This is a genomic window from Enterocloster sp. OA13 (genome assembly GCF_022440595.1).
In the GTDB taxonomy this organism is placed as follows: domain Bacteria; phylum Bacillota; class Clostridia; order Lachnospirales; family Lachnospiraceae; genus Enterocloster; species Enterocloster hominis.
In genome coordinates this window covers 6,111,397-6,131,725 of record NZ_JAKNTF010000001.1, presented here as the reverse complement: position 1 = coordinate 6,131,725, position 20,329 = coordinate 6,111,397, and the positions used below count along the sequence as shown (strand labels likewise).

General features: G+C 51.9%; 17 protein-coding genes. 5 read left to right on the top strand and 12 right to left on the bottom strand.

Annotated features, from left to right (window positions below; translation table 11 throughout):
* Window positions 1–11 precede the first annotated feature (11 nt).
* From MCJ35_RS27345 to MCJ35_RS27305, 9 genes are all read right to left on the bottom strand, one after another.
* A complete protein-coding gene (locus tag MCJ35_RS27345) occupies window positions 12–1,202 on the bottom strand; it encodes a type II secretion system F family protein (protein WP_025484279.1) in 1,191 nt (396 codons plus the stop codon).
* 94 nt (window positions 1,203–1,296) lie between these two features.
* Window positions 1,297–1,476, bottom strand: a complete 180-nt coding sequence (locus MCJ35_RS27340; protein WP_008724044.1) for a DUF4250 domain-containing protein — start codon at window positions 1,474–1,476, stop codon at window positions 1,297–1,299.
* Between the two features lie 232 nt (window positions 1,477–1,708).
* On the bottom strand, window positions 1,709–4,300 hold the full coding sequence (clpB, locus tag MCJ35_RS27335) for an ATP-dependent chaperone ClpB (protein ID WP_008724039.1): 2,592 nt from the start codon (window positions 4,298–4,300) through the stop codon (window positions 1,709–1,711).
* 242 nt (window positions 4,301–4,542) lie between these two features.
* Complete coding sequence (locus MCJ35_RS27330) at window positions 4,543–5,379, bottom strand: hypothetical protein (RefSeq protein WP_008724006.1); 837 nt, start codon at window positions 5,377–5,379, stop codon at window positions 4,543–4,545.
* A gap of 144 nt (window positions 5,380–5,523) precedes the next feature.
* Window positions 5,524–6,357 carry a purine-nucleoside phosphorylase gene (locus tag MCJ35_RS27325; protein WP_025484281.1) on the bottom strand — a complete coding sequence of 278 codons (834 nt, stop codon included), beginning with the start codon at window positions 6,355–6,357 and terminating at the stop codon, window positions 5,524–5,526.
* Between the two features lie 59 nt (window positions 6,358–6,416).
* Window positions 6,417–7,598 (bottom strand): hypothetical protein, encoded by a 1,182-nt coding sequence (locus tag MCJ35_RS27320; protein WP_025484283.1) that lies wholly within the window; start codon window positions 7,596–7,598, stop codon window positions 6,417–6,419.
* Window positions 7,599–7,947: 349 nt separating this feature from the next.
* On the bottom strand, window positions 7,948–9,294 hold the full coding sequence (locus tag MCJ35_RS27315) for an alanine/glycine:cation symporter family protein (RefSeq protein ID WP_025484284.1): 1,347 nt from the start codon (window positions 9,292–9,294) through the stop codon (window positions 7,948–7,950).
* 60 nt (window positions 9,295–9,354) lie between these two features.
* Window positions 9,355–10,344 (bottom strand): PHP domain-containing protein, encoded by a 990-nt coding sequence (locus MCJ35_RS27310; RefSeq protein WP_008723995.1) that lies wholly within the window; start codon window positions 10,342–10,344, stop codon window positions 9,355–9,357.
* Between the two features lie 24 nt (window positions 10,345–10,368).
* Window positions 10,369–11,673 carry an MFS transporter gene (locus tag MCJ35_RS27305; RefSeq protein ID WP_025484286.1) on the bottom strand — a complete coding sequence of 435 codons (1,305 nt, stop codon included), beginning with the start codon at window positions 11,671–11,673 and terminating at the stop codon, window positions 10,369–10,371.
* 442 nt (window positions 11,674–12,115) lie between these two features.
* Between MCJ35_RS27305 and MCJ35_RS27300 the strand changes: the two genes are divergently transcribed.
* The 3 genes from MCJ35_RS27300 to sdaAA are packed head-to-tail and all read left to right on the top strand — an operon-like array spanning window position 12,116 to window position 14,539.
* A complete protein-coding gene (locus MCJ35_RS27300) occupies window positions 12,116–12,895 on the top strand; it encodes a DeoR/GlpR family DNA-binding transcription regulator (RefSeq protein ID WP_008723985.1) in 780 nt (259 codons plus the stop codon).
* 28 nt (window positions 12,896–12,923) lie between these two features.
* Window positions 12,924–13,583, top strand: coding sequence for an L-serine ammonia-lyase, iron-sulfur-dependent subunit beta (gene sdaAB / locus MCJ35_RS27295; protein ID WP_025484288.1), 660 nt, complete (start codon window positions 12,924–12,926; stop codon window positions 13,581–13,583).
* Between the two features lie 20 nt (window positions 13,584–13,603).
* Window positions 13,604–14,539 carry an L-serine ammonia-lyase, iron-sulfur-dependent, subunit alpha gene (gene sdaAA / locus MCJ35_RS27290; RefSeq protein WP_227794555.1) on the top strand — a complete coding sequence of 312 codons (936 nt, stop codon included), beginning with the start codon at window positions 13,604–13,606 and terminating at the stop codon, window positions 14,537–14,539.
* A gap of 140 nt (window positions 14,540–14,679) precedes the next feature.
* Here the strand turns inward: sdaAA and MCJ35_RS27285 are convergent, their stop codons facing one another.
* Window positions 14,680–16,155 carry a polysaccharide deacetylase family protein gene (locus MCJ35_RS27285; RefSeq protein WP_240299718.1) on the bottom strand — a complete coding sequence of 492 codons (1,476 nt, stop codon included), beginning with the start codon at window positions 16,153–16,155 and terminating at the stop codon, window positions 14,680–14,682.
* A gap of 38 nt (window positions 16,156–16,193) precedes the next feature.
* On the bottom strand, window positions 16,194–16,745 hold the full coding sequence (locus tag MCJ35_RS27280) for an HD domain-containing protein (protein ID WP_008723977.1): 552 nt from the start codon (window positions 16,743–16,745) through the stop codon (window positions 16,194–16,196).
* 210 nt (window positions 16,746–16,955) lie between these two features.
* Between MCJ35_RS27280 and MCJ35_RS27275 the strand changes: the two genes are divergently transcribed.
* Both MCJ35_RS27275 and MCJ35_RS27270 read left to right on the top strand, forming a co-directional pair.
* A complete protein-coding gene (locus tag MCJ35_RS27275) occupies window positions 16,956–18,164 on the top strand; it encodes a hypothetical protein (protein ID WP_025484291.1) in 1,209 nt (402 codons plus the stop codon).
* 196 nt (window positions 18,165–18,360) lie between these two features.
* Window positions 18,361–19,179, top strand: coding sequence for an MBL fold metallo-hydrolase (locus MCJ35_RS27270; protein WP_025484292.1), 819 nt, complete (start codon window positions 18,361–18,363; stop codon window positions 19,177–19,179).
* Between the two features lie 46 nt (window positions 19,180–19,225).
* On the opposite strand, the gene MCJ35_RS27265 is transcribed toward MCJ35_RS27270, so the two are convergent.
* On the bottom strand, window positions 19,226–20,215 hold the full coding sequence (locus MCJ35_RS27265) for a TRAP transporter substrate-binding protein (protein WP_120056670.1): 990 nt from the start codon (window positions 20,213–20,215) through the stop codon (window positions 19,226–19,228).
* Window positions 20,216–20,329 lie beyond the last annotated feature (114 nt).

Here is a 20,329-nt window from a genome sequence, read left to right as displayed (position 1 = left end):
TTTGTTTCCTCTTACAGCATGGACGAGTACATACGAAAAACAGGTATCATGACTGCCATGACAATGGAGCCCACTATCAATGCCATCAAAAGGATCATGGCAGGCTCCAGAAGTGCGACCATCTGGCCCAGCGCCCTGCCTGCTTCCCTTTGGTAATAACCGCCTGCATCGCCAAGCACCTTGTCAAGGGCGCCTGATTCCTCACCAGCCACCACCATGGAGATGAGCACCGGATGGAATATATCCAGTCCCGCCAAGACCTGTGAGAGCATTTCCCCTCGTTTTAAGCCATCTGCCGCCTGTTCCAGGCATTGCTCCACATAGGTATTGCCCATGACCCGTCCCGTGGCATGAATGGCTTCCAGTATCCCTACGCCACTTCCATAAAGCACTGCAAAGGTAGATGCGAAACGCGATGTCTCAACTGTTTTTAATAATGTTCCGATTATTGGGATACAGAGGACAGCCCGGTCAGCTTTTAACCGGACCCGAGGAATCATAAGAACTCCCATGGACAGGGCAATTAAAACCAATAGCAGTAACAGACACAGCATCCCGTGATTTCTCAGGCCAAGGCTTGCGCTCATCAGTACACGTGTCAGCAGAGGGAGTTCCTGTTCCTTCATCATGGACGCAAACTGGGGCAGGACCGTGGTCAGCATGAAAACCGATGACATGATTGTAACGCCCAACAGAATGACCGGATATGTCATGGCCGCGCGTACCTTACCATTCATTTCCTCTTCACGGTCATAATACTCAGCCATTGTTCCCAGCATTACGTCCAGTTTCCCGCTGGACTCGCCAGTCTGTATCATATAGACCAGAAGGTTGGGAAATACACCCGGCATCTCCTCCATGGCCTCAAACAAAGTACTCCCTTTATGTATGCTTTCCCTCAGCCTCATCAGGTTATCCCTGAGCGGACCATCCTGTGCGGATTCATAGCTGACCGCCAGGGCATGGGACAGCGGTACGCCCGCCGCCAGCATGGCTGACAGCTGTCTGCAGAGCGGAGGAAGAAGCTTATGTTTTATCTTGGCCGGACGCAGGGCCATGCCTGAATCCAGGCTGCGGCATTCATAGCAATAAAGATTCTTATCGCGCAGGTCCCTAAGAAGAATACGTTCATCCGCTGTCTCCATGACACCTTTATAAACATTTCCTTCCATGTCCTTTGCCTTATATCTGTAACGCGGCATGAGAAACCCTCCCTTATCCATATGCCAATGAAGCAAAACCGGCTTCATCTGAACCCATCAGACAAAGCCGGCTTCTTACCCGATATATAATTGATTAACGGAAACAATTCTGAGCCGGCTCATAGCGGTAACCAATGCCTGACAACACAGATATGATATTCGATTGATCCGTATCCAGCGCCTGGCACATCTCTTCCAGAGAATTATAGTTGTCACGGAGCTGTGTATTTACATAACTTAATAAAATATTAGGATCTTTGGGAAGGGTATTCACATTTCTTACCTGCCTTTTTAATCTATTAAATTCCCTGTAACTAAACTGTAATTTTTCTCAGCCGAAACGATTATATCACCTGCAAGTAACGTTTTCAACATTAATTTAGGGTATTTTCTCGTTTTTTTCACCTGCGTTTCAATATTTTCCGAATTAAATTTCATTATTAGAAATATTCTGACTTTATACCAAAAATATACCCCCGCTGCCCAAAAGGCGGCGGGGGTAAGGATCATTCCACATATGCAATCAACCTGCTTCCATCCTCAGCCACATCAATCACGATGGTATTGCCTTCCCTCACGCCGTCGCCAAGTATAAGCTTGGCCGCAAGGGTCTCCACATGTTTCTGAAGATACCGTTTGAGAGGACGGGCGCCGTACACCGGGTCATATCCCCTCTCCGTGATAAATGACTTGGCGCTGTCAGTCAGTTCGATGGAAAGCTCCCTGTCGGAAAGACGCTTATTCAGATCAGCCACACAAAGGTCCACAATCCGGCTGATATTGTCTTTGGTCAGCGGTTTAAAGAGGATGACCTCATCCAGCCTGTTAAGGAACTCAGGACGGAAATGTACCCGCAGGTCATTCATCACCGCTGTCTCTGCCTCCGGACGGATCTGCCCGCTGCCGTCAATCCCTTCCAGCAGGTACTGGGACCCTATATTGGAGGTCAGGATGATGATTGTGTTCTTAAAGTCCACGGTCCTGCCCTGGGAATCCGTGATACGTCCGTCATCCAGGACCTGGAGCAGTACGTTGAATACATCCGGGTGGGCTTTCTCCACCTCGTCAAACAGTACCACGCTGTATGGCTTGCGCCGCACTGCCTCTGTCAGCTGTCCGCCCTCATCATATCCCACATATCCAGGAGGCGCACCAATCAGACGTGCCACGGAGTGCTTCTCCATGTACTCACTCATATCGATACGCACCATGTTGGATTCATCATCAAACAATGCCTCTGCCAGCGCCTTTGCCAGTTCCGTCTTACCAACACCGGTGGGTCCTAAGAACAGGAAGGAGCCGATTGGCTTTGATGGGTCTTTGATTCCGGCCTTGGAACGGATGATGGATTCCGTCACCTTTTCCACGCCTTCATCCTGGCCGACCACACGCTCATGAAGGACCTCATCCATGTGCAGGGTCTTGCTTCTCTCGCTTTCCGTCAGTTTGGACACCGGGACCCCGGTCCATCTGGAGACAATCTTGGCAATCTCGTCCTCGGTCACGCTTTCATGCACAAGGCTCAGGTCCTCGTTCTTAACCCGCTCCTCCTCTGCTTCCAGTTCCTTCTGAAGCTGGGGCAGCCTGCCGTACTGCAGTTCCGCGGCCTTGTTAAGGTCATAGCGCTGCTTGGCGTCCTGGATGTCCCGGTTAACCGCCTCAATCTCTTCCCTCAGGCTGCTGAGACGGTCCACGCTGGCCTTCTCATTCTCCCACTGCGCCTTCCTTGCTGCAAAATCATCGTGCAGTTCAGCCAGCTCCTTCTGCAGATCAGCCAGACGGTCCTGGCTCAAACGGTCCGTCTCTTTCTTAAGGGCAGCTTCCTCAATCTCCATCTGCATGATCTTCCTGGACATCTCATCCAGTTCAGCGGGCATGGTGTCCAGCTCTGTCTTAATCATGGCACAGGCCTCATCCACAAGGTCAATGGCCTTATCCGGCAGGAAGCGGTCGGATATATAACGGTCCGACAAGGTTGCCGCGCTGACCAGCGCTGAGTCTGTTATCTTAACGCCATGGAATACTTCATAGCGCTCCTTAAGCCCCCTAAGGATGGAAATGGTATCCTCCACCGTAGGTTCATCCACCAGCACCGGCTGGAACCGGCGTTCCAGGGCAGCATCCTTTTCAATATACTGCCTGTATTCATTGAGGGTGGTGGCTCCGATGCAGTGCAGCTCGCCCCTGGCCAGCATGGGCTTTAGCATATTGCCTGCATCCATGGAGCCTTCTGTCTTGCCGGCTCCTACAATGGTATGGAGTTCATCAATGAACAGGATGATCTGTCCGTCGCTCTTCTTCACTTCCTCCAGCACTGCCTTCAGACGTTCCTCAAACTCGCCCCTGTACTTGGCACCGGCCACCAGGGCGCCCATATCAAGGGCAAACAGTTTCTTATCCTTAAGGCCGTCCGGCACGTCGCCGCCCACAATACGCTGGGCCAGGCCCTCCACCACAGCGGTCTTGCCCACGCCGGGTTCACCGATTAATACCGGGTTGTTCTTAGTCTTACGGGACAGGATACGTACCACGTTCCTTATCTCGCTGTCGCGGCCGATGACAGGATCCAGCTTCTGGTCCCTGGCCCGTTCCACCAGGTCATACCCATACTTCTGAAGGGTATCATACGTTGCTTCCGGGTTATCCGAAACCACCCTCTGGTTGCCCCTTACTGTTGAAAGGGCCTGTAAAAATGTCTCCCTGGTTATATTATAGAGCTTCATCAGCTCCTTGATTTCCTTATTCGGATGTTTCAGCAGGGCCAGGAACAGATGCTCCACGGACACATATTCATCGCCCATGGCCTTTGCCTCATCCTCGCCGTTAATCAGTACCTTATTCAGGTCATTGCTGATATACAGCTGGCCGCCTCCGCTTACCTTGGTAAGACGTTCCACTGCCTGCTTGGCCTCATTGGTAAACATGTCGCCCTGAATCCCCATCTTGGTAATCAGCTTCAGAATCAGGCTGTCATCCAGGGTCAGGAGGCTGTAGAGCAGATGCTGCTGGTCTATCTGCTGGTTTCCATATTCATATGCCAGCTTCTCACAGTTCTGGACTGCTTCCATTGATTTTTGTGTGAATTTATTAATATTCATCGCCCATTCCCCTTTCTTCGTATCCCCGTCCCCAGAACCAACAGGTAATCAGAAATCACTTTCTGCTGTCCTCTGCGCGGATGGATATCGGAATTGTGCTGCGGTTTTCTTTGTTCTAGTCGTACTATAACACATGTTGTTAGCACTGTCAAGGGGTGAGTGCTAATTTTTTTGATTAAAAAATGCTGTCCCGGAAAAAATTCCCAGGGCAGCATTTTCAATCATCATAAAGCCTTTTTAACCTACTTCAGGCCAGTAGCCATAATGGACTTGTCAGTCAAGGTTCCTTCGTAGGCAACCGTGGCCGTATCGCCAACCTTCAGCTTATCAAACATACCATCCGTGCCAACAAAGGTAAACAGGGTATTATCGGGGTCTGCAGTCTCTAATACCACATAATTTGTCTTAACCTCAACCACCTTGCCTGTAAGGGCGTTCACCTTTGCCTCCGGCGTATCCATGGCATCCTCTGTCACAATCTTAGTCGCAACCGGCTTATCTTCCTCATCCTCTAAATCTCCGTAGAATGTCACATCAGCCTCTGCACCGGCCTTGATACCATCTTTGGTCACCTTCTGGGCAATGATGGTGTTGAAGGTATATGTACCATCTTCTGTCTTCAATGTCAGGGTCTTGTCATCTGCCTTCTCAATGGTGCCGCTTATAGTCTCGTCAATCTCCGCGGCAGCCTCTGCAGCTGCTTCTGCAGCAGCGGAGGTAATGATATCCACTGATTTTGCCTTTGTAACGTCTTCTGACAGCTGGCCGCTGTAAGCCACCTCTACCTCGTCACCTGTTCCAATGGCATCTGCTCCCTCTACCTTGGCCGCTGACACGTCAAACCTGACTTCCTTGCCTTCGTCATCCGCAACGGTTATGACCTTGTCATTCACTTCCCCGACAAAACCATAGTAGTAGTCTTCCTCCTCATCCTCAGCGGATGCATCGGTTTCTGCTGTTGTCTCAACCGCCGTGGTAGCTGCGGTGGTATCTGCTGTTGTCTCACTTGTCTTTGATGAACACGCTGTCATACCAAGGGCCATAGCCAGGACAGCGATTGCTAAATAGTGTTTTTTCATAATGAATCTCCTCTTTTCTGTTGCTGACACATGATGCGTTTTCTTTGAGGCGCAGCCGCTTAATGCCCCCGCCGCGCTCACGATACATATTACTACGAAAAACACTATTTTACTATGTCTTTTTCTTTAATTTTTCCTAAAATATTAGAGAATTCCCATTCTTCCAATGGATTCTGACACTAATTTCTTAAACAGGGGAGCCACCCTGTCTGAGGTTTCCTGAACCTCTTCGTGGGAAAGGGGCGTGTCCGTCATGCCGCATGCCAGGTTGGTAATACAGGATATCCCGCATACCCTCATCCCCATATGGTTGGCCGCCACGGCTTCGCAGGCAGTGCTCATGCCCACTGCATCACCGCCCAGGATCCTGCACATCCTTACCTCCTGGGGCGTTTCATAGGCAGGTCCTGTCAGCTGTACATAGACTCCCTCCTGAATCCGGATATCCAGCTCCCTGGCGGCTGTCCTGATTACATCGCACAGCTTGTTATCATATATCTGGCTCATATCAGCAAATCTCGGCCCCAGCTCATCCAGGTTCTGCCCAATCAGCGGAGACGGTACAAAGCAGGCGATCTGGTCCCTGATCAGCATGAAGTCCCCTGCTGCATAGTCATGATTGACCCCGCCCGCGGCATTGGTCAGGAACAGGATTTCCGCTCCCATCAGCTTCATGAGCCTGACCGGAAGCACCACATCCGTCATGGGATACCCCTCATAATAATGGACACGGCCCTGCATCATGACCACCGGCACGCCATTAATATGTGCAAATACAAACCTCCCCTTGTGTCCGGCTACCGTTGATACCGGAAAACCTTCTATATCATGATAATCAATCACGCCTTCCACCTCGGCCTGGTCCGCATAATCACCCAGGCCGGAACCCAGAATAAGGGCTGCCTTGGGCCTGAAAGGAAGCCTGTCCTTTACACTGGCATAGCAGTTCATTAATTTTTCATATACCGGATTTGTCATATCTGTTCTCCTTTTCATTTATTCACTCCCTAAAGTATAACACATGTCTGCCCTGGGCCTCAACCGCTTATGTTGTCCGGAAGATATTTCCGGTCCTGCTCCTTCTTTCTCTGCCTGAGCCAGGATACTGCCAGGGCCAGGACTCCTGCACAGATACCAATAAGCCCTGCGCCCACCGTAATCACAAAACCGCTGCGGACCCAGTACCACAACGGACCTCCCTCCCCTGTGGTTGAAGGTTCCTGCGCCACCTCCCCCGCCACGGTATCCGTCCCTTCCTCATCCAGCCATACCCGGGAGGGCAGCACCGGACGGTAGGCCATCTCCATCTCATAAGATACCGGCTCCATATACGCCACCTCCCCCTCATATGTAATCTCATAATCACGTACCAGCTTCTGCCCCTCAGCCATTGCCCTGCGGCACAGCTGCCCATCTTCATCCTCAAACGCCTCACCGTCCCATGCCATGGAATGGATGCGGTATTGCTGCGGCGAAAGGCCCATGACCTCCAGAATGCCTTCCTGCGACTCCACTGCCGAAGCCAGCACATCCTCACCGCTTATGACCAGGGAGCCTGTCTGGTATTCATCCGCGCCATAGGAATGAAACAGTACCGGCGCCTGGAAACCGTCCCGCCATTCCTCCCTTACAATCCGGCTGTCCCGTATATACAATTCCCCTTCTGCCGGTATCCCCGACACTTCCTCCGTGACGGAAATGGATTCCGGAAGTCCCTCCGCGCCTTCTACATCTGAATAAACCACCTGCTTTTCCAACTCCCTGCCCACCATATGGCCAGGAATCTCCTTCACCTCATAGTGATCCAGCACATATTCGCGTCCATTCCTGTCCCAATAAGACTCAGGTGGAATATCCGGGACTGCCTGGGCATCTGCTGTCTGGGTATCTGCTGCCTGGGCATCTGCTATCTGGCCCGCCGCTGTCTGGGCATCTGCTGTCTGGCCCGCCGCTGTCCCGGCTTTAGCACCTGCTGCCTGTCCCGCCTTCATCCCGGCGCCTGCTGCTTCCGGCCCGGCTTCCATTTTCCTTGTGATATAAAGCATGTCTCCTTCCAGAACCGGATCTTTGTCCGGCATCTGTGTCTGGGCGTATACAAAGTCCATCCTGCTGTCCAACTGTATCATCCATGTCAAAATAACCAGCAGCGCTGTCAGCAGCCGTACCGCTTTCCAGTCCTGCCTTTTAACCCTTCTTTTAGCTCTTCTTTTCCCTGTCATGACCATCCCTCCCGGTACTATATCAACCTGTAAGGATAACAGACTGCAAATCCTATGAAATTGTCAATGTACGGCGTCCTTATTCTGATGCTGTTAATGGGAAATCACGGGTTTCAGAAAGAATCCCCGTCTCTGTGCCACTGCACAGGCAGATGTCGGAATGAAATCATCTGTGGTCATATTATACATAATATCCGCGGAATAATCAAGGGTAAAATAAGCCCTGATATCAAGTCCTAAAACCCAGGTGATAAATTACAATTCAATCAGACGGAAAAGACCGGGGCATCTGATTTACCGCCTGCCCCGGCCCCTTCGTGGATACGTCCTCCCGAACGGAACGCATCCGCTAAACATTTATTTTTGTAAAATACTCCTTCGTAGCCTTCCTCACCTGCGGCGCAAGCACCACCATGGCAATCAGGTTTGGAATCGTAAGCAGTCCCAGGGCAATATCCTGGATTACCCATACCAGCTCGATTTCCGCCAATGCCCCAACAATACAGAAGCACGGGAAAACGTATTTAAACTTTCCCGCCACCTTGCTCCCGAATATATAATTCAGGCCCACAAAGCCAAAGTACCACTGGCTCATCAGGGTTGTGGAAGAGAAAAGCAGCAGGCAGAGGGCCACCACATACCGCAGCGGTTCCCACACGCTTGCAAATGCATTGATTGCCAGCACATTCCCCGGCGCCCCGGAATCCAGCACCCCGGTCACCCCTAAAATCAATCCTGTAATGGTGCAGATGACAAATGTATCCAGAAATACTTCGGCCACGCCTGTGATTCCCTGCTCAACTGGGTGGTTCACCTGTGCGGCTGAGTGGATGACAGGAGCCGAGCCTTCACCTGCTTCATTGGAATAGAGGCCGCGGGCCACCCCTTTCTGCATTGCAATCAGCATGGAGCCCATGGCGCCCCCCGCCATGGCCCTCAGGCCGAATGCTCCTGCAAAAATGTCTGCAAATACCCCCGGCACCTTGGTAATGTTGGCAAGGATGATCACAAGACCGCCCACCACATATATCAGGGCCATGGACGGAACCAGGGTCTGGGCCACATGGGCCAGCCGCTTAAGTCCGCCCAGGGTTATGACGAAGATAAGAAGGACAAGCACAATACCGGTCGTCAGATAAGGAACGCCGAAGTTTTCCTTCATCACTCCGCTTATGGTATTGGACTGGATGAAGTTACCTCCTATAATCTGGGTCACCATGAAAAAGGCGCAGAGCGTGGCCAGCCAGGGAGTGTGCAGCCCCTTCTTTATATAATACATGGGGCCGCCCACATAGTTGCCCTCTTCGTTCTTTTCCCGGTACAGCATGCCCAGGATAATCTCCCCGTACTTGGTTGCCATGCCCACGAAGGCAGCAACCCACATCCAGAATATGGCACCCATGCCTCCGGCCAGCACGGCAGTGGATACACCCACGATATTGCCGCTTCCCACACAGGACGCCACCGCGGTACACAGGGCCTGAAAGGAAGAAATGGTTCCAGACTCTTTGGATTCCTTATTCTTGGAACGGATTGGCTCCCACACGGTCTTCCTGATTATGTATCCAAAACGCCGTACCTGGATTCCCCCTGTAATGACTGTATACAAAATACCGACACCCAGAAGCACGAACAGCAGCCAGTTGCCCCAAAGCCAGTCATCAAAGGCCGTAAGAATCGCCTGAAATTCTTTCATTCTTCCTTTCCTCCTTTACGTACCATCTACCATTACGTACTGTCTACCATTACGTACCATCTACCATTCCAGATAAATGGGATTTGTCCACGCAGTACGTCCGTACCGGTCCACTGCCTCCACACGCACATAGGTTTCATGACCTTTCAGTGGATATTCCGCGTGGCTGAGCGTATCCTTAAACCGCTCCCCCAGGACTGTGGTCCCGTCATTGATGATATTCCCACATACAAAGTTTACATGGTTCACAGCGGATGTGTCAATCCACACCTTCCCATCCCTTACACCCCAGTCATGGATTTCCGGTCCGGAAGAGGAATAGTAATTGCCGTCAATAAAGTTCTGTACAATGCTGTCATGGCTCAGGTCCGGTGCCTGGACACAGATCCAGCCGCCGCATGAATCTTCGAAAAGGCCCTCGTTATGATTGTCGTCGCTGGCAAAGCCATTAATCCGCCTGCCCATGCGCAGCATCCTGTCCCAGTAGGTCACATCATATCCTGTGTTGGATTCCTGGACCGTATTAAAGTTATAGATTTCCAGGGAGCTGACGCCCTCCGTATATATGAACTCTTCCTCTGTCACCCTGCTCCAGATAGGATGGTTATATGTTGTCACGCATCCATGGTCCCTGAGCATATCCGCCACCTCCTGGGCAGCCTTTGGCCCGGTCCACTCCCCAAAGAACTTCATGGGCGGGATATACTGCATATGCTTATAGGTCCCAAGAGGCGCCGCGTCCTGCATGGCCTGGGTCCCAAGGATGCCGTGGAGATGGTGTATCTTATAACGCTCATTGGTTCCTTTGGCCCGATACAGCACAACGCTGCTTTCCACGGCAGGCACTATGATGAAGTTTTCCGTGTTAAACTGCTCCCTGTAATCCGTGAATATGTCATGTTCTGAAAAACAAAGGAAATGATATCCGTTTTCCTTATACAGCTTTACAGACTGCTCCGGGGTAAGCATGCCGTCCGATACCGTGGTATGGCTGTGGATATTTCCCTTATACCAGCTGCCGCAGTTCTTAAAACCATTATATTCTTTCATACTATCATACCGTCCTTCTAATTCTTACTTTGCATTGTCCGCTGCCTGGCACTTCTTGATGCGGTGGATTAAGAATGTGGATACGCCCACGCCCACAACAGCCCAGGCAATCATGACACCAAATACAATCCTGAAACCAGCCATACCCGGATACCTGTCAAGGAAGCTGCCGTACATTACATAGGCAAATGCATTCGGCAGATAGATGACCAGGGAGGCAAGGCTCATGGCAGCTCCGGTGATTTCCTTTGGGACCCTGACCTCATCCATAGGTGCAAAGAACACGGCGCGCATGGTAAATACAATGGCGCCAAAGCCAAGTGTACATGCTGCTCCCAGAATCCAGTTTCCGTTCTGTCCCAGTGTCTCATGAGGTACCATGAGGAATGCCGCCATCGCAATAATACATACCACAAATCCGGCCCTGATATGCTTGGCAGATGATTTGTGGACTTTATCGGACATGAAGCCGCCGATTGGGCCGCCTACCATCTTAAGGCCATACTGGTTGACGATTCCATACATACCGACCGCGGTTGCAGGCAGGAAATATATCTGGTTCAGGAATGGTATGAAATAAGTAAGTCCACAGTATATACAGTATACCGTAAATCCGTTCAATGAAACAGCCCAAATATCCACACTCTTAACAGCCTGCATCATGCCGCCGAATGCAGCCTGTGCCTTGTTGACTTCCTTGCCTGTCTCATCCACACGCTTTTCATCGTTGGGAACAAATATCAGGCAGAGCACGCCTGCTGCAGCGGTGACGGCGGATAAGAACAGGAGGCCGCCCCTTAATGCGCCTGCGCCCTCTCCCATTGCCTTAAAGATGGCAAGGGCCGTGGATGCTATGATTACATCTACGATACCGCGCCCCATTTCAAGAAAACCGAACATACGGCCCTGGGTCTTCTCATCGCCCAGCAGACGGATTGCTTTTAATAATACGGGCCAGTATGTAACCTCTCCCAAGATGGCCATGACGCCGAATGCCACCAGGAAGCCCCAGTATCCGGGGAAAGTAGACAGGTATACACCCACGGCGCCAAGTCCGATTAGTGATCCGCCTATCATGTATTTCTTACTGAACATATCGCAGATGTAGATACCGGCTATCAGGCCGATGGTCTGTACAATTCCGTACGCGCTCAGGGCGCCGCCTATCTGGGTATTGGAAAGACCCATGAACTGCTGCATAGGTACATAGAACATATCCTTCATGGATGAAAGCTTAAATGCAATTCCTCCTGAAAGTGTGAGGATACAGAACACCAGCCAGCGGTTTGGGGCTGCCTTCACAATCTTTGCCCTTGTCTCATTACTCATATCATTAAATCTCCTTTCGTCATATATACCTGATTCTGCGCAGCATGGACATTCCTGCCATAAGCGCCAACGGTACACTCGTTCCCAGCGAGGTCATGTAATTTTGCTACAGACTTAGTATATCTGCTTTTTATTGGGTTTTCAAGTATTTTCGCAATAATATCAAATTTTTTCGCAATTATAACAAAATTTTTGTTGGTTTTTTGTGCATTTAGCATCTATAAAATTGGGTTTTCCTCCGTTATAATGAATATATTCTCAATAATTCACAAGTTTTCACAACATCTTTTATGGGCGTCCGCAAGGTCCCGGCTGGGTTTTTATTGGGAATCATTGTATATTCTCTTTTCTAAATTGGGAAATTGGGGTATAATATAAGAACTGTGCATCAACGCAAAACATGGCATCAGAAGGATGACACCGGAAGGGAGGGCAATCATTCATGCTGGCGAAGCAGCGCTATAACAAGATTCTGGAACTTTTAGATAAAGATGGGATTGTACATACAGCCGAACTGGTAAAACTAATGGGGGTATCATCTGAGACAGTACGCAAAGACCTTGAATACCTGGACAACCAGGGACGTCTGTCCAGGGTGCACGGGGGCGCCGTGCCCGTTGATATAGGAACAACGCCGGATATGCCCGGAGGATACATTTCCCTGCAGATCCGTAATTCCCAGCACCTGGAGCAGAAATCAGCCATCACGGCAAAGGCGGCGTCCATGGTGGAGGAGGGACAGATCATTGCATTGGATTATGGAAGCACCAGCCAGATGATGGCGCTGACCCTCAAGGAACGTTTCCACAGACTGACCGTGGTTACCAATTCCATCCAGAACGCCCTGATTCTGGCTGAGAATCCAGGAATTACCATCATCCTTACGGGCGGGGTCTTAAACCGGGATGAATATACACTGGTCAATGACTTTTCCGCCACGCTGGAAAGCATACACATAGATATCATGTTTATGACGGTCACGGGCATTGACCCGGTGGTGGGCTGTACGGACCAGCGGCTCAGTGAGATACGGATCCAAAACCAGCTGCATCAGTCTGCCAGCCGGACCATTGTCCTGGCGGATTCCTCCAAGTTCGGCAAAGCCAGCCTGATTAAAATATGCCCATTTGAGGAGATTGACACCATCATCACCGATGGGGGCATCACCCCGCTGATGGAGGAGAAAATCCGTAAGACAGGTACAAGGCTTATAATTTCATGAAAAAAGTCATAAAGAAAGGCGAAAAACCATGAACGTTTTTGATATCCTCGGGCCTGTGATGATAGGCCCGTCCAGCTCCCACACCGCAGGGGCCGCCAGGATTGGCCGTATCACGCTGGCGCTTTTGGGAGCGCCCGCCGTGAAGGCAGACATTTTCCTCCACGGATCATTTGCCAAGACATATAAAGGGCATGGAACCGATAAGGCGCTGATTGCAGGCATCATGGGCATGTCCACGGATGACAGCCGCATACGCAGGGCGCCTGAGCTTGCAAGGGAACAGGGGCTTGAGGTAACCATAACCACGGGCGACATTGACGGCGCCCATCCCAACACGGCCAGGGTGGCCCTGACGGATGCCAATGGCAACAGGGTATCCCTTTTAGGCAGCAGCATAGGCGGCGGCAACATCCTGGTGACAGAGGTCAACGGCATGGAGGTATCCATCACGGGCCAGCATACCACCCTGATTGTGCTCCACCGCGATGCGCCGGGCACCATTGCAGCCGTAACCGAGGTCATGGCGGAAGCAGGGGTCAACATCTGTAATTTCCGTCTGTCCAGGCAGCAAAAAGGCGGGGATGCAGTGATGACCATTGAAATCGACGGCAGCTTTGGCCCGGAACTGAACCAGAAAATCAAGGTACTGCCCAATGTCTTCTCCAGTACCATGCTGCAGCCCATCTAACAATAAGGAGGAATCTTACGATGGAACTAGATTTTAATTACTCTTCCGTGGCCGGGGTCGTGGCTGCCGCAGAACTGGGCGGGATTCCCATCTCCCGGCTTGTGTTGAACCAACAGGCCCTGCAGATGGAACAGAGTGAGGAATCCATATATGAACACATGAGAAGCAATTACCGGGTCATGGCTGAATGCATTGAACCAGGATCTAATAAAGACCTGCGCAGTACCAGCGGGCTTACAGGCGGCAGCGCCTATAAGATGCGCCAGGTTGCAGAAAGCGGCACAAGCCTTACCGGCTCCTTTCTTTCAGGCGCACTGTACCGCGCACTGGCTGTTTCAGAGCTGAATGCCTCCATGGGCCGTATTGTGGCGGCTCCCACTGCAGGCAGCTGCGGCATCCTTCCGGCAGCCCTCCTCACCATGCAGGCGGAAAAGAATATTCCTGAAAGGGACTGCGTCATGTCCCTGTTTACAGCCTCTGCCGTGGGCATGGTCATTGCCAACAACGCATCCCTGGCAGGCGCCCAGGGCGGATGTCAGGCCGAGTGCGGTTCTGCCGCCGCCATGGCTGCCGCTGCCATTGTGGAACTGGCCGGAGGCACTCCACACATGGTGGAACATGCCATCGCCATTGCCATCAAGAATATTCTTGGACTGGTATGCGACCCGGTGGCCGGATTAGTGGAAATACCATGCATCAAGCGCAATGCCTCCGGCGTGGCCGGGGCCTTTGTGGCAGCTGAACTGGCGCTGGCAGGCATTGAAAGCGCCATCCCGGCGGACGAGGTCATCTGGACCATGAAGAAGGTTGGGGACGCCATGTCCTCCTCACTTAAGGAAACAGCGGAAGGCGGACTTGCCGCCACTCCCACCGGAAGACGCCTCCATGAACAGGTCTTTGGAACTGCCAGGGAGCCTGGAAGCGGATGCAGCGGGTGCGGTGGATGCGCTTCTTAGGTTGATAGTCCATATTAATATGAAGGCATAAAAGGGCCGCTGCCCTACAGTCTGTGAATCCATTCCTGACTGTAGGGCAGCGGTCCCTGATTGTGTCCGTATATGCTCTGTCAAATGTTCATATCCCATTCAATATGCTTCTACCTGAACTGGCTGTACTTGTGTCCCGGAGCAGCCCCGCCCCTGTAGGCAGCCAGTTCACTGACCGTCACAAGCTGGTAGCCCCTTGCGGTCAGTTCAGGAATCAGTACCACTGCCGCGTCTGCCGTGGTGCTGTAAATATCATGCATCAGGATAATATCCCCGTCCCTTACCTGACTCAGTACCGTATCAATGGTCCTCTGCGCATTCCTGTGCTGCCAGTCCCTTGTATCAATGGACCACATAATGGCCGACATCCCCATATTGCCCACCACGGACAGGGACCTGGCATCGATATAACCGCCCGGAGGACGCATCAGCACCGGCGAGACACCGCATATGGCTTCAATCTTCTGGTTGGTGGAACCTATCTGGCTGATGATACCCTCTGCATTCAGCTTAGAAATGTATTTGTGGTCATGTGTATGGTTTGCCACCTCACTGCCCTGTGCCACCATACGTTTGATTACGCCTGCATTGGCATTCACATTGGAACCCACCATGAAGAAGGTGGCCCTTCCCCCATTGGCCTCCAGGCTGTCCAAAATCCTGCTGGTAACCGATGTCTTAGGCCCATCGTCAAAGGTAAGCGCTATCATGGGCCTTGAGGGGTCAATGGAAGACGATATTCCGGGCGTCAGTACAGGTTCTGCCGGAAGACCTGCCCCTTTGGCTGTGATGGAGGCGCGGATACCATCTACCCTGAGTCCCGCCCCTTCCACACCCGAGGCACTGCCGTTGGCAGCCCAGTCCGTCCATGACCCGTTCTGAAGCACCCGGTAATATAAGTCATAATCAGATGCCGCGCTCCCGGTCAGTTCCATGCGGATGGATTCAAGGGGCATGACGCTTTCTGCTCCCCCTGCCTCTGCCCCGTCTTCGGACCAGGACAGCCAGCCGGAACCGCTCAGGTTAACCTGATACCGGATTCCTACCTGCGCACCCTGGGGTATATTAATCAGATTGGCTCTCATGGCAGTTACCCAGGAGCCTGCCCCGGCCGCACAGGGATGGTTGTCCGCCGTAGCCGCGCTCCAGCCCTGCTGTACTATAAAGGCACTGTAATTGACCTGCAGCGGGTTTTCCGGCTGCGCGGGCGGCGCCTGTTCCTGGCCTGCCTGGGCCTGGCCTTCCACTTGCCCTGCCTGGCCCTGGCCTTCTGTCTGCCCTGCCGTGGCCTGGCCCTCCGTCTGCCCTGCCGTGGCCTGGCCCTCCGTCTGCCCTGCCGTGGCCTGGCCCTCCGTCTGCCCTGCCGTGGCCTGGCCTTCCGCCTGCCCTGCCTGGTTCTGGCCTCCTGTCTGCCCTGCCTGGTTCTGGCCTCCTGTCTGTCCTGCCACGCCGGGACCTGTCTGTTCCGACCTGGCGGACCCGATGCCCGTGGTGCCTGCGATTGCGGTCAGCCCCTGCGTGCTGAAAATAATTCCGGCTGTCAGTATGGCAGCCGTTAATCTACAAAACCTTCCAATTCTTTTCATGGATAATCTCCTTACCAATTCAAATTACCGGGAATCTTTTATTCCTGCACGTATACATCTTCACCGAATACATTCCTGCACAGCATGATATATTCCTGATAATATACGTGACTCTCCAGTTCCTTCAATGCATGGGCAATTCCCCAGTAATACCACGCATGCTTTCTCTTATCCTTCTCGTTAAAACGCTGCCATATGTCATCGCCCAAAACCAGGTAATCCCTGGCAGTGCTGCGCATATTGCTGAGCTTGTCCCCCAAAGCCAGTATCTTAATCTCCCTGGAGGCAGTCATGAGATGGCGGACCGTATAGCTCTTCCTCTCCTGCCAGGTCTTTCTCTTATCTTCGCTTTCATCCATCACCAGCCAGGCAACCCTGGGACCAAAAGCCTGCTCCAGCTCTCCCCGCGTAACCCCGGCATCCTCCATCACATCATGCAGCAATGCAGCTGCAATCATCTCTTCATCATCCGTAAATGCGGATACAATCACTGCTGCTTCCATGGGATGTGTTATGTAGGGAATGTCCGTCCCCTTCCTGAATACCCCCCTGTGTGCCCTTTCGGCAAATACAGCTGCTTCTCCTATCATGGGTTCTGCTCCTTTTGTGACGGCATATTTTATTTTGTGGATACTGTGTCCTGAACCGGCAGGACTACACCTATCATACCATAATCAGCCGTTATTTTGAAGAGCGTTGTGCAATCTTTGGCATTTTCCAACTTCACCTTGTAAGAAAAGACATTTTCTGATATGCTATAAAAGTATTTTTCGGTGCTTATACTTTAAGGAGGATTTTCCATGAATCGTCATTCATCATATTCGGCTCCCCGCAGCGAGCGTTCATCCGGCTCCTACGGCGGACAAAGAAACCGCAGCAACAAACGCAACACTTACAATAAACGTTCCTGGAAGGACAACCGGACCCTGTTCAACCTGGTTTGCTTCGTTCTTCCCTTCATTGTCCTGAACCTGATCATCCTTTTCCTGGCTGTCTCAACGCCAAAGATTGAATATACGGTATCCGATACCCAGGATTATAAGACAGTCGACCTGACCGTCAAGGTCCGTTCCCTGCTTCCCATAAAGGAGATGACCGTAAGCCTGGAGACAAAACCCCTGGAAATGGTCAAGGAAAAAGGAGTATATAAGGCCACCCTGGAAGACAACGGCACCCTGGAAATATATGTGACCGGCTGGAACGGGATGTCTAACCGTATATACGACCATGTTGCAACCCTGGACGATGCACCGCCCACCATCAATGAAGAAGATTATGTAATGGAAGGCGGCCGGCTGACCATCAATGTAAGTGACAGCCAGTCCGGCGTCAACTTTGATACAGCCTATGCAACAGATGAAAATGACCAGACGGTAAAGCCAGTGAACGTCACCAAGGACACTGGCAGCACCGGGGCCACAGGTACAAGCGGGACCATCACGTTCCCCATGGATACCTCCTCACTGACCGTCTACATAGAAGATTACGCCGGCAATACATTCAAAGCCTCCTTCACCAGCCACACCGAGGGCATTGATACCAGCAGCCGCGACAATGATTTTTCATCCGAAACAGGCGGTTCCGGCAGCGGTTCTTCCGGCAGCACCTCCAAGGCAGGCAGTTCCGCCAAGGAAACCACCAAGGCTGCCAAAGAAACCACTAAGGCCGCCAAGGAAACTACAAAAGCCGCCAAGGAAACCACTAAGGCTGCCAAGGAAACCACCAAGGCCGCCAAGGAAACCACTAAGGCTGCCAAGGAAACCACAAAAGCCGCCAAGGAAACCACTAAGGCCCCGGAAACCACCAAAGCCCCGGAAACCACAAAAGCTCCGGAAACCACTGCGGCCAACACATTGTCGCCGTCACCCACCCAGGCCACCAATGCGCCCGCCGGACCAGGAGGGGATACCGCACCGACACAATCCCCAAGCCCGTCGCCCACCCAAGGTACACAGCCGGCATCACCAACCAGCGAGTCCAGCGATGTCCTTGTGGTGCCTGTCAGCTAAAGTATCATATGGACGAATCATCAGGCCATGGCTTCCGTATAAGGAATGCCGTGGCCTGAAGCTGTCATATCCCCTATAGACTGCCATACCGCAAGGAAAGGAGACATAATGGATACCATTATAAAAATGCCTGCCAAAAACCGATAATCCTCTGTGCAGCCCTAAAACCAAGTATTTGCGCAGAGGAGAATATAAAATGAACCGATTAAACACACCACTGGTTACACAGGAAACAATAAGGGCCATGGAAGACATGTCCTTTTTCACCCACGCCATGATTTTTGATGACCTTCTGATTGTTTCCCAGAGGGAAACCAGCTGTTTTGTACTATGGACCACGGACGGACTGATTATAATAGATGCAATCTGGCCGTCAAAACAGGCATTTGATGCAATTGTCAATGCCATCAGGGATGCGGGATGGGGCGGATGCCCGGTAAGGAAACTACTGCTGACCCACGGACACGTGGACCACACGGGCTGCGGCCGGTGGCTGGCGGACAGGTACCATCTCAAAACATATCTGTCAGAAACAGATGATATCTTCTGGCAGGAGCACCCGGCCAAACCAGACCGCCCGGAAACCTGGAAAGATTACAGGATTGATTACTACATTCAGGACAAGGATACCGTCACCCTGGGAAACAAGACCATATATGTCTGCGGCACACCAGGGCATACCCCGGGATGCCTGAGCTATCTTTTTCCCGTAACGGAAGACAGCCAGCCCCATATGGCGGCCTTATGGGGAGGCGCCACACCGCCATGGACAAGGGAGGGGGTAGGACAATACCTTAAATCCCTGGATTATTTTATGGAAACAGCAAGGACAGTGAAGGCAGATGTGGCATTAAGTAACCACACTTCCATTGACAACGGACTGGAACGGATTGCATATGCCAGGAAAAGGATGTCCTACATGCCTAATATCTATATCATCGGACAGGACGGCTTCCGGCGATACTGTCAGGTGTTCAGGACACTGGGCAGTGAAATGCTGCAGCGCATGGAATAATTCCAATACATTACAAAAAAAAACCATGTCTCCCATCTGAAATCATTCAATGGGCAGACATGGCTTTTCCTGCTTCCATGATAGCGTTTATGATATCTACATAATCCGAACAGTACTTTTCATACATGGGGGCAACCGCTTCCTGGAACCTCGCCTTTTCCCCGGGTGTCAGCTCTGTCACCACACAGCCGGCATTCCTCACGAAGTTCTCTGAAATCTTCTCCCTGGCAGCCCACAGCTGTCTCTCATACTTCGCCGACTCCAGCGCGCACTCTTTGATGATGCTTCTGTACTCCGGGGAAAGCTTATCCCATGTGGGCTGGGCCGCCAGCTGCAGTTCGGGTACGCGCGTATGCTCATCCAGGGTATAATATTTAGCCACCTCGTAGTGCCTGGTGGATTCATAGGAAGGCCAGTTATTCTCAGCCCCGTCTATCTTACCGGTCTGAAGCCCGGAATATACTTCCCCAAATGCAGTGGGCACAGGGGTGGCCCCCAGCGCCTCAATGGTATCCATCATCAGTTCAGATTCCTGGACACGGATGTTCAGCCCCTTCATATCCTCCAGGGATTCAATGGGCTTTGCCGCGCTGTAAAAGTTCCTGGCGCCCGCATCATACCAGGACAGGGCCACCAGATGGGAGCCGCCAAAGGAATTCATGAAATCATCCCCGATACTTCCCTCCAGGACCTTCCACATATGTTCCCTGCTTGTATACAGATACGGCATCTGAAGCACATTCAGCTTAGGCACGAATTCAGCCAGCGGTGAAAGGGATACCCTGGCAAAATCAACGCCACCAAACTGCAGCTGTTCAATTACCGTCTTTTCATCCCCAAGGACACCGCCTGCATTGACCTGAATCTCAATCTTGCCCCCGGTCCGCTCATACACCAGTTCCGCAAACTTGTACGCGCCCTGGGTGGTAGGGTAATCCTCAGCCTGGTTTTCCGCATAGGTCAGGACAAATTCCGGCACATTGGCCTGGGCCTTCTCCCGCTCTGTCCTGCTGTGGCAGGCAGTGGCAATACACATCAAAAACGCCAGCCCGCATACTACCACTGCCCTTGTTTTCTTTTTCACGCTGCACACTTCTCCTTTTCCCAATCTGTTTTCCCAGGGCCGTGTCTGAAAATCCATTCCCGCCGT

Bases quoted from the DNA above. Each gene is read 5' to 3' on its own strand.
- MCJ35_RS27275 (WP_025484291.1), top strand. From the start codon at position 16,956: ATGAATCGTCATTCATCATATTCGGCTCCCCGCAGCGAGCGTTCATCC.
- MCJ35_RS27345 (WP_025484279.1), bottom strand. From the start codon at position 1,202: ATGCCGCGTTACAGATATAAGGCAAAGGACATGGAAGGAAATGTTTAT.
- MCJ35_RS27320 (WP_025484283.1), bottom strand. From the start codon at position 7,598: ATGACAGGGAAAAGAAGAGCTAAAAGAAGGGTTAAAAGGCAGGACTGG.
- MCJ35_RS27270 (WP_025484292.1), top strand. From the start codon at position 18,361: ATGAACCGATTAAACACACCACTGGTTACACAGGAAACAATAAGGGCC.
- MCJ35_RS27285 (WP_240299718.1), bottom strand. From the start codon at position 16,155: ATGAAAAGAATTGGAAGGTTTTGTAGATTAACGGCTGCCATACTGACA.
- MCJ35_RS27280 (WP_008723977.1), bottom strand. From the start codon at position 16,745: ATGATAGGAGAAGCAGCTGTATTTGCCGAAAGGGCACACAGGGGGGTA.
- MCJ35_RS27325 (WP_025484281.1), bottom strand. From the start codon at position 6,357: ATGACAAATCCGGTATATGAAAAATTAATGAACTGCTATGCCAGTGTA.
- MCJ35_RS27310 (WP_008723995.1), bottom strand. From the start codon at position 10,344: ATGAAAGAATATAATGGTTTTAAGAACTGCGGCAGCTGGTATAAGGGA.
- sdaAB (WP_025484288.1), top strand. From the start codon at position 12,924: ATGAACGTTTTTGATATCCTCGGGCCTGTGATGATAGGCCCGTCCAGC.
- MCJ35_RS27300 (WP_008723985.1), top strand. From the start codon at position 12,116: ATGCTGGCGAAGCAGCGCTATAACAAGATTCTGGAACTTTTAGATAAA.
- MCJ35_RS27330 (WP_008724006.1), bottom strand. From the start codon at position 5,379: ATGAAAAAACACTATTTAGCAATCGCTGTCCTGGCTATGGCCCTTGGT.
- MCJ35_RS27265 (WP_120056670.1), bottom strand. From the start codon at position 20,215: ATGTGTATTGCCACTGCCTGCCACAGCAGGACAGAGCGGGAGAAGGCC.
- clpB (WP_008724039.1), bottom strand. From the start codon at position 4,300: ATGAATATTAATAAATTCACACAAAAATCAATGGAAGCAGTCCAGAAC.
- MCJ35_RS27315 (WP_025484284.1), bottom strand. From the start codon at position 9,294: ATGAAAGAATTTCAGGCGATTCTTACGGCCTTTGATGACTGGCTTTGG.
- MCJ35_RS27305 (WP_025484286.1), bottom strand. From the start codon at position 11,673: ATGAGTAATGAGACAAGGGCAAAGATTGTGAAGGCAGCCCCAAACCGC.
- sdaAA (WP_227794555.1), top strand. From the start codon at position 13,604: ATGGAACTAGATTTTAATTACTCTTCCGTGGCCGGGGTCGTGGCTGCC.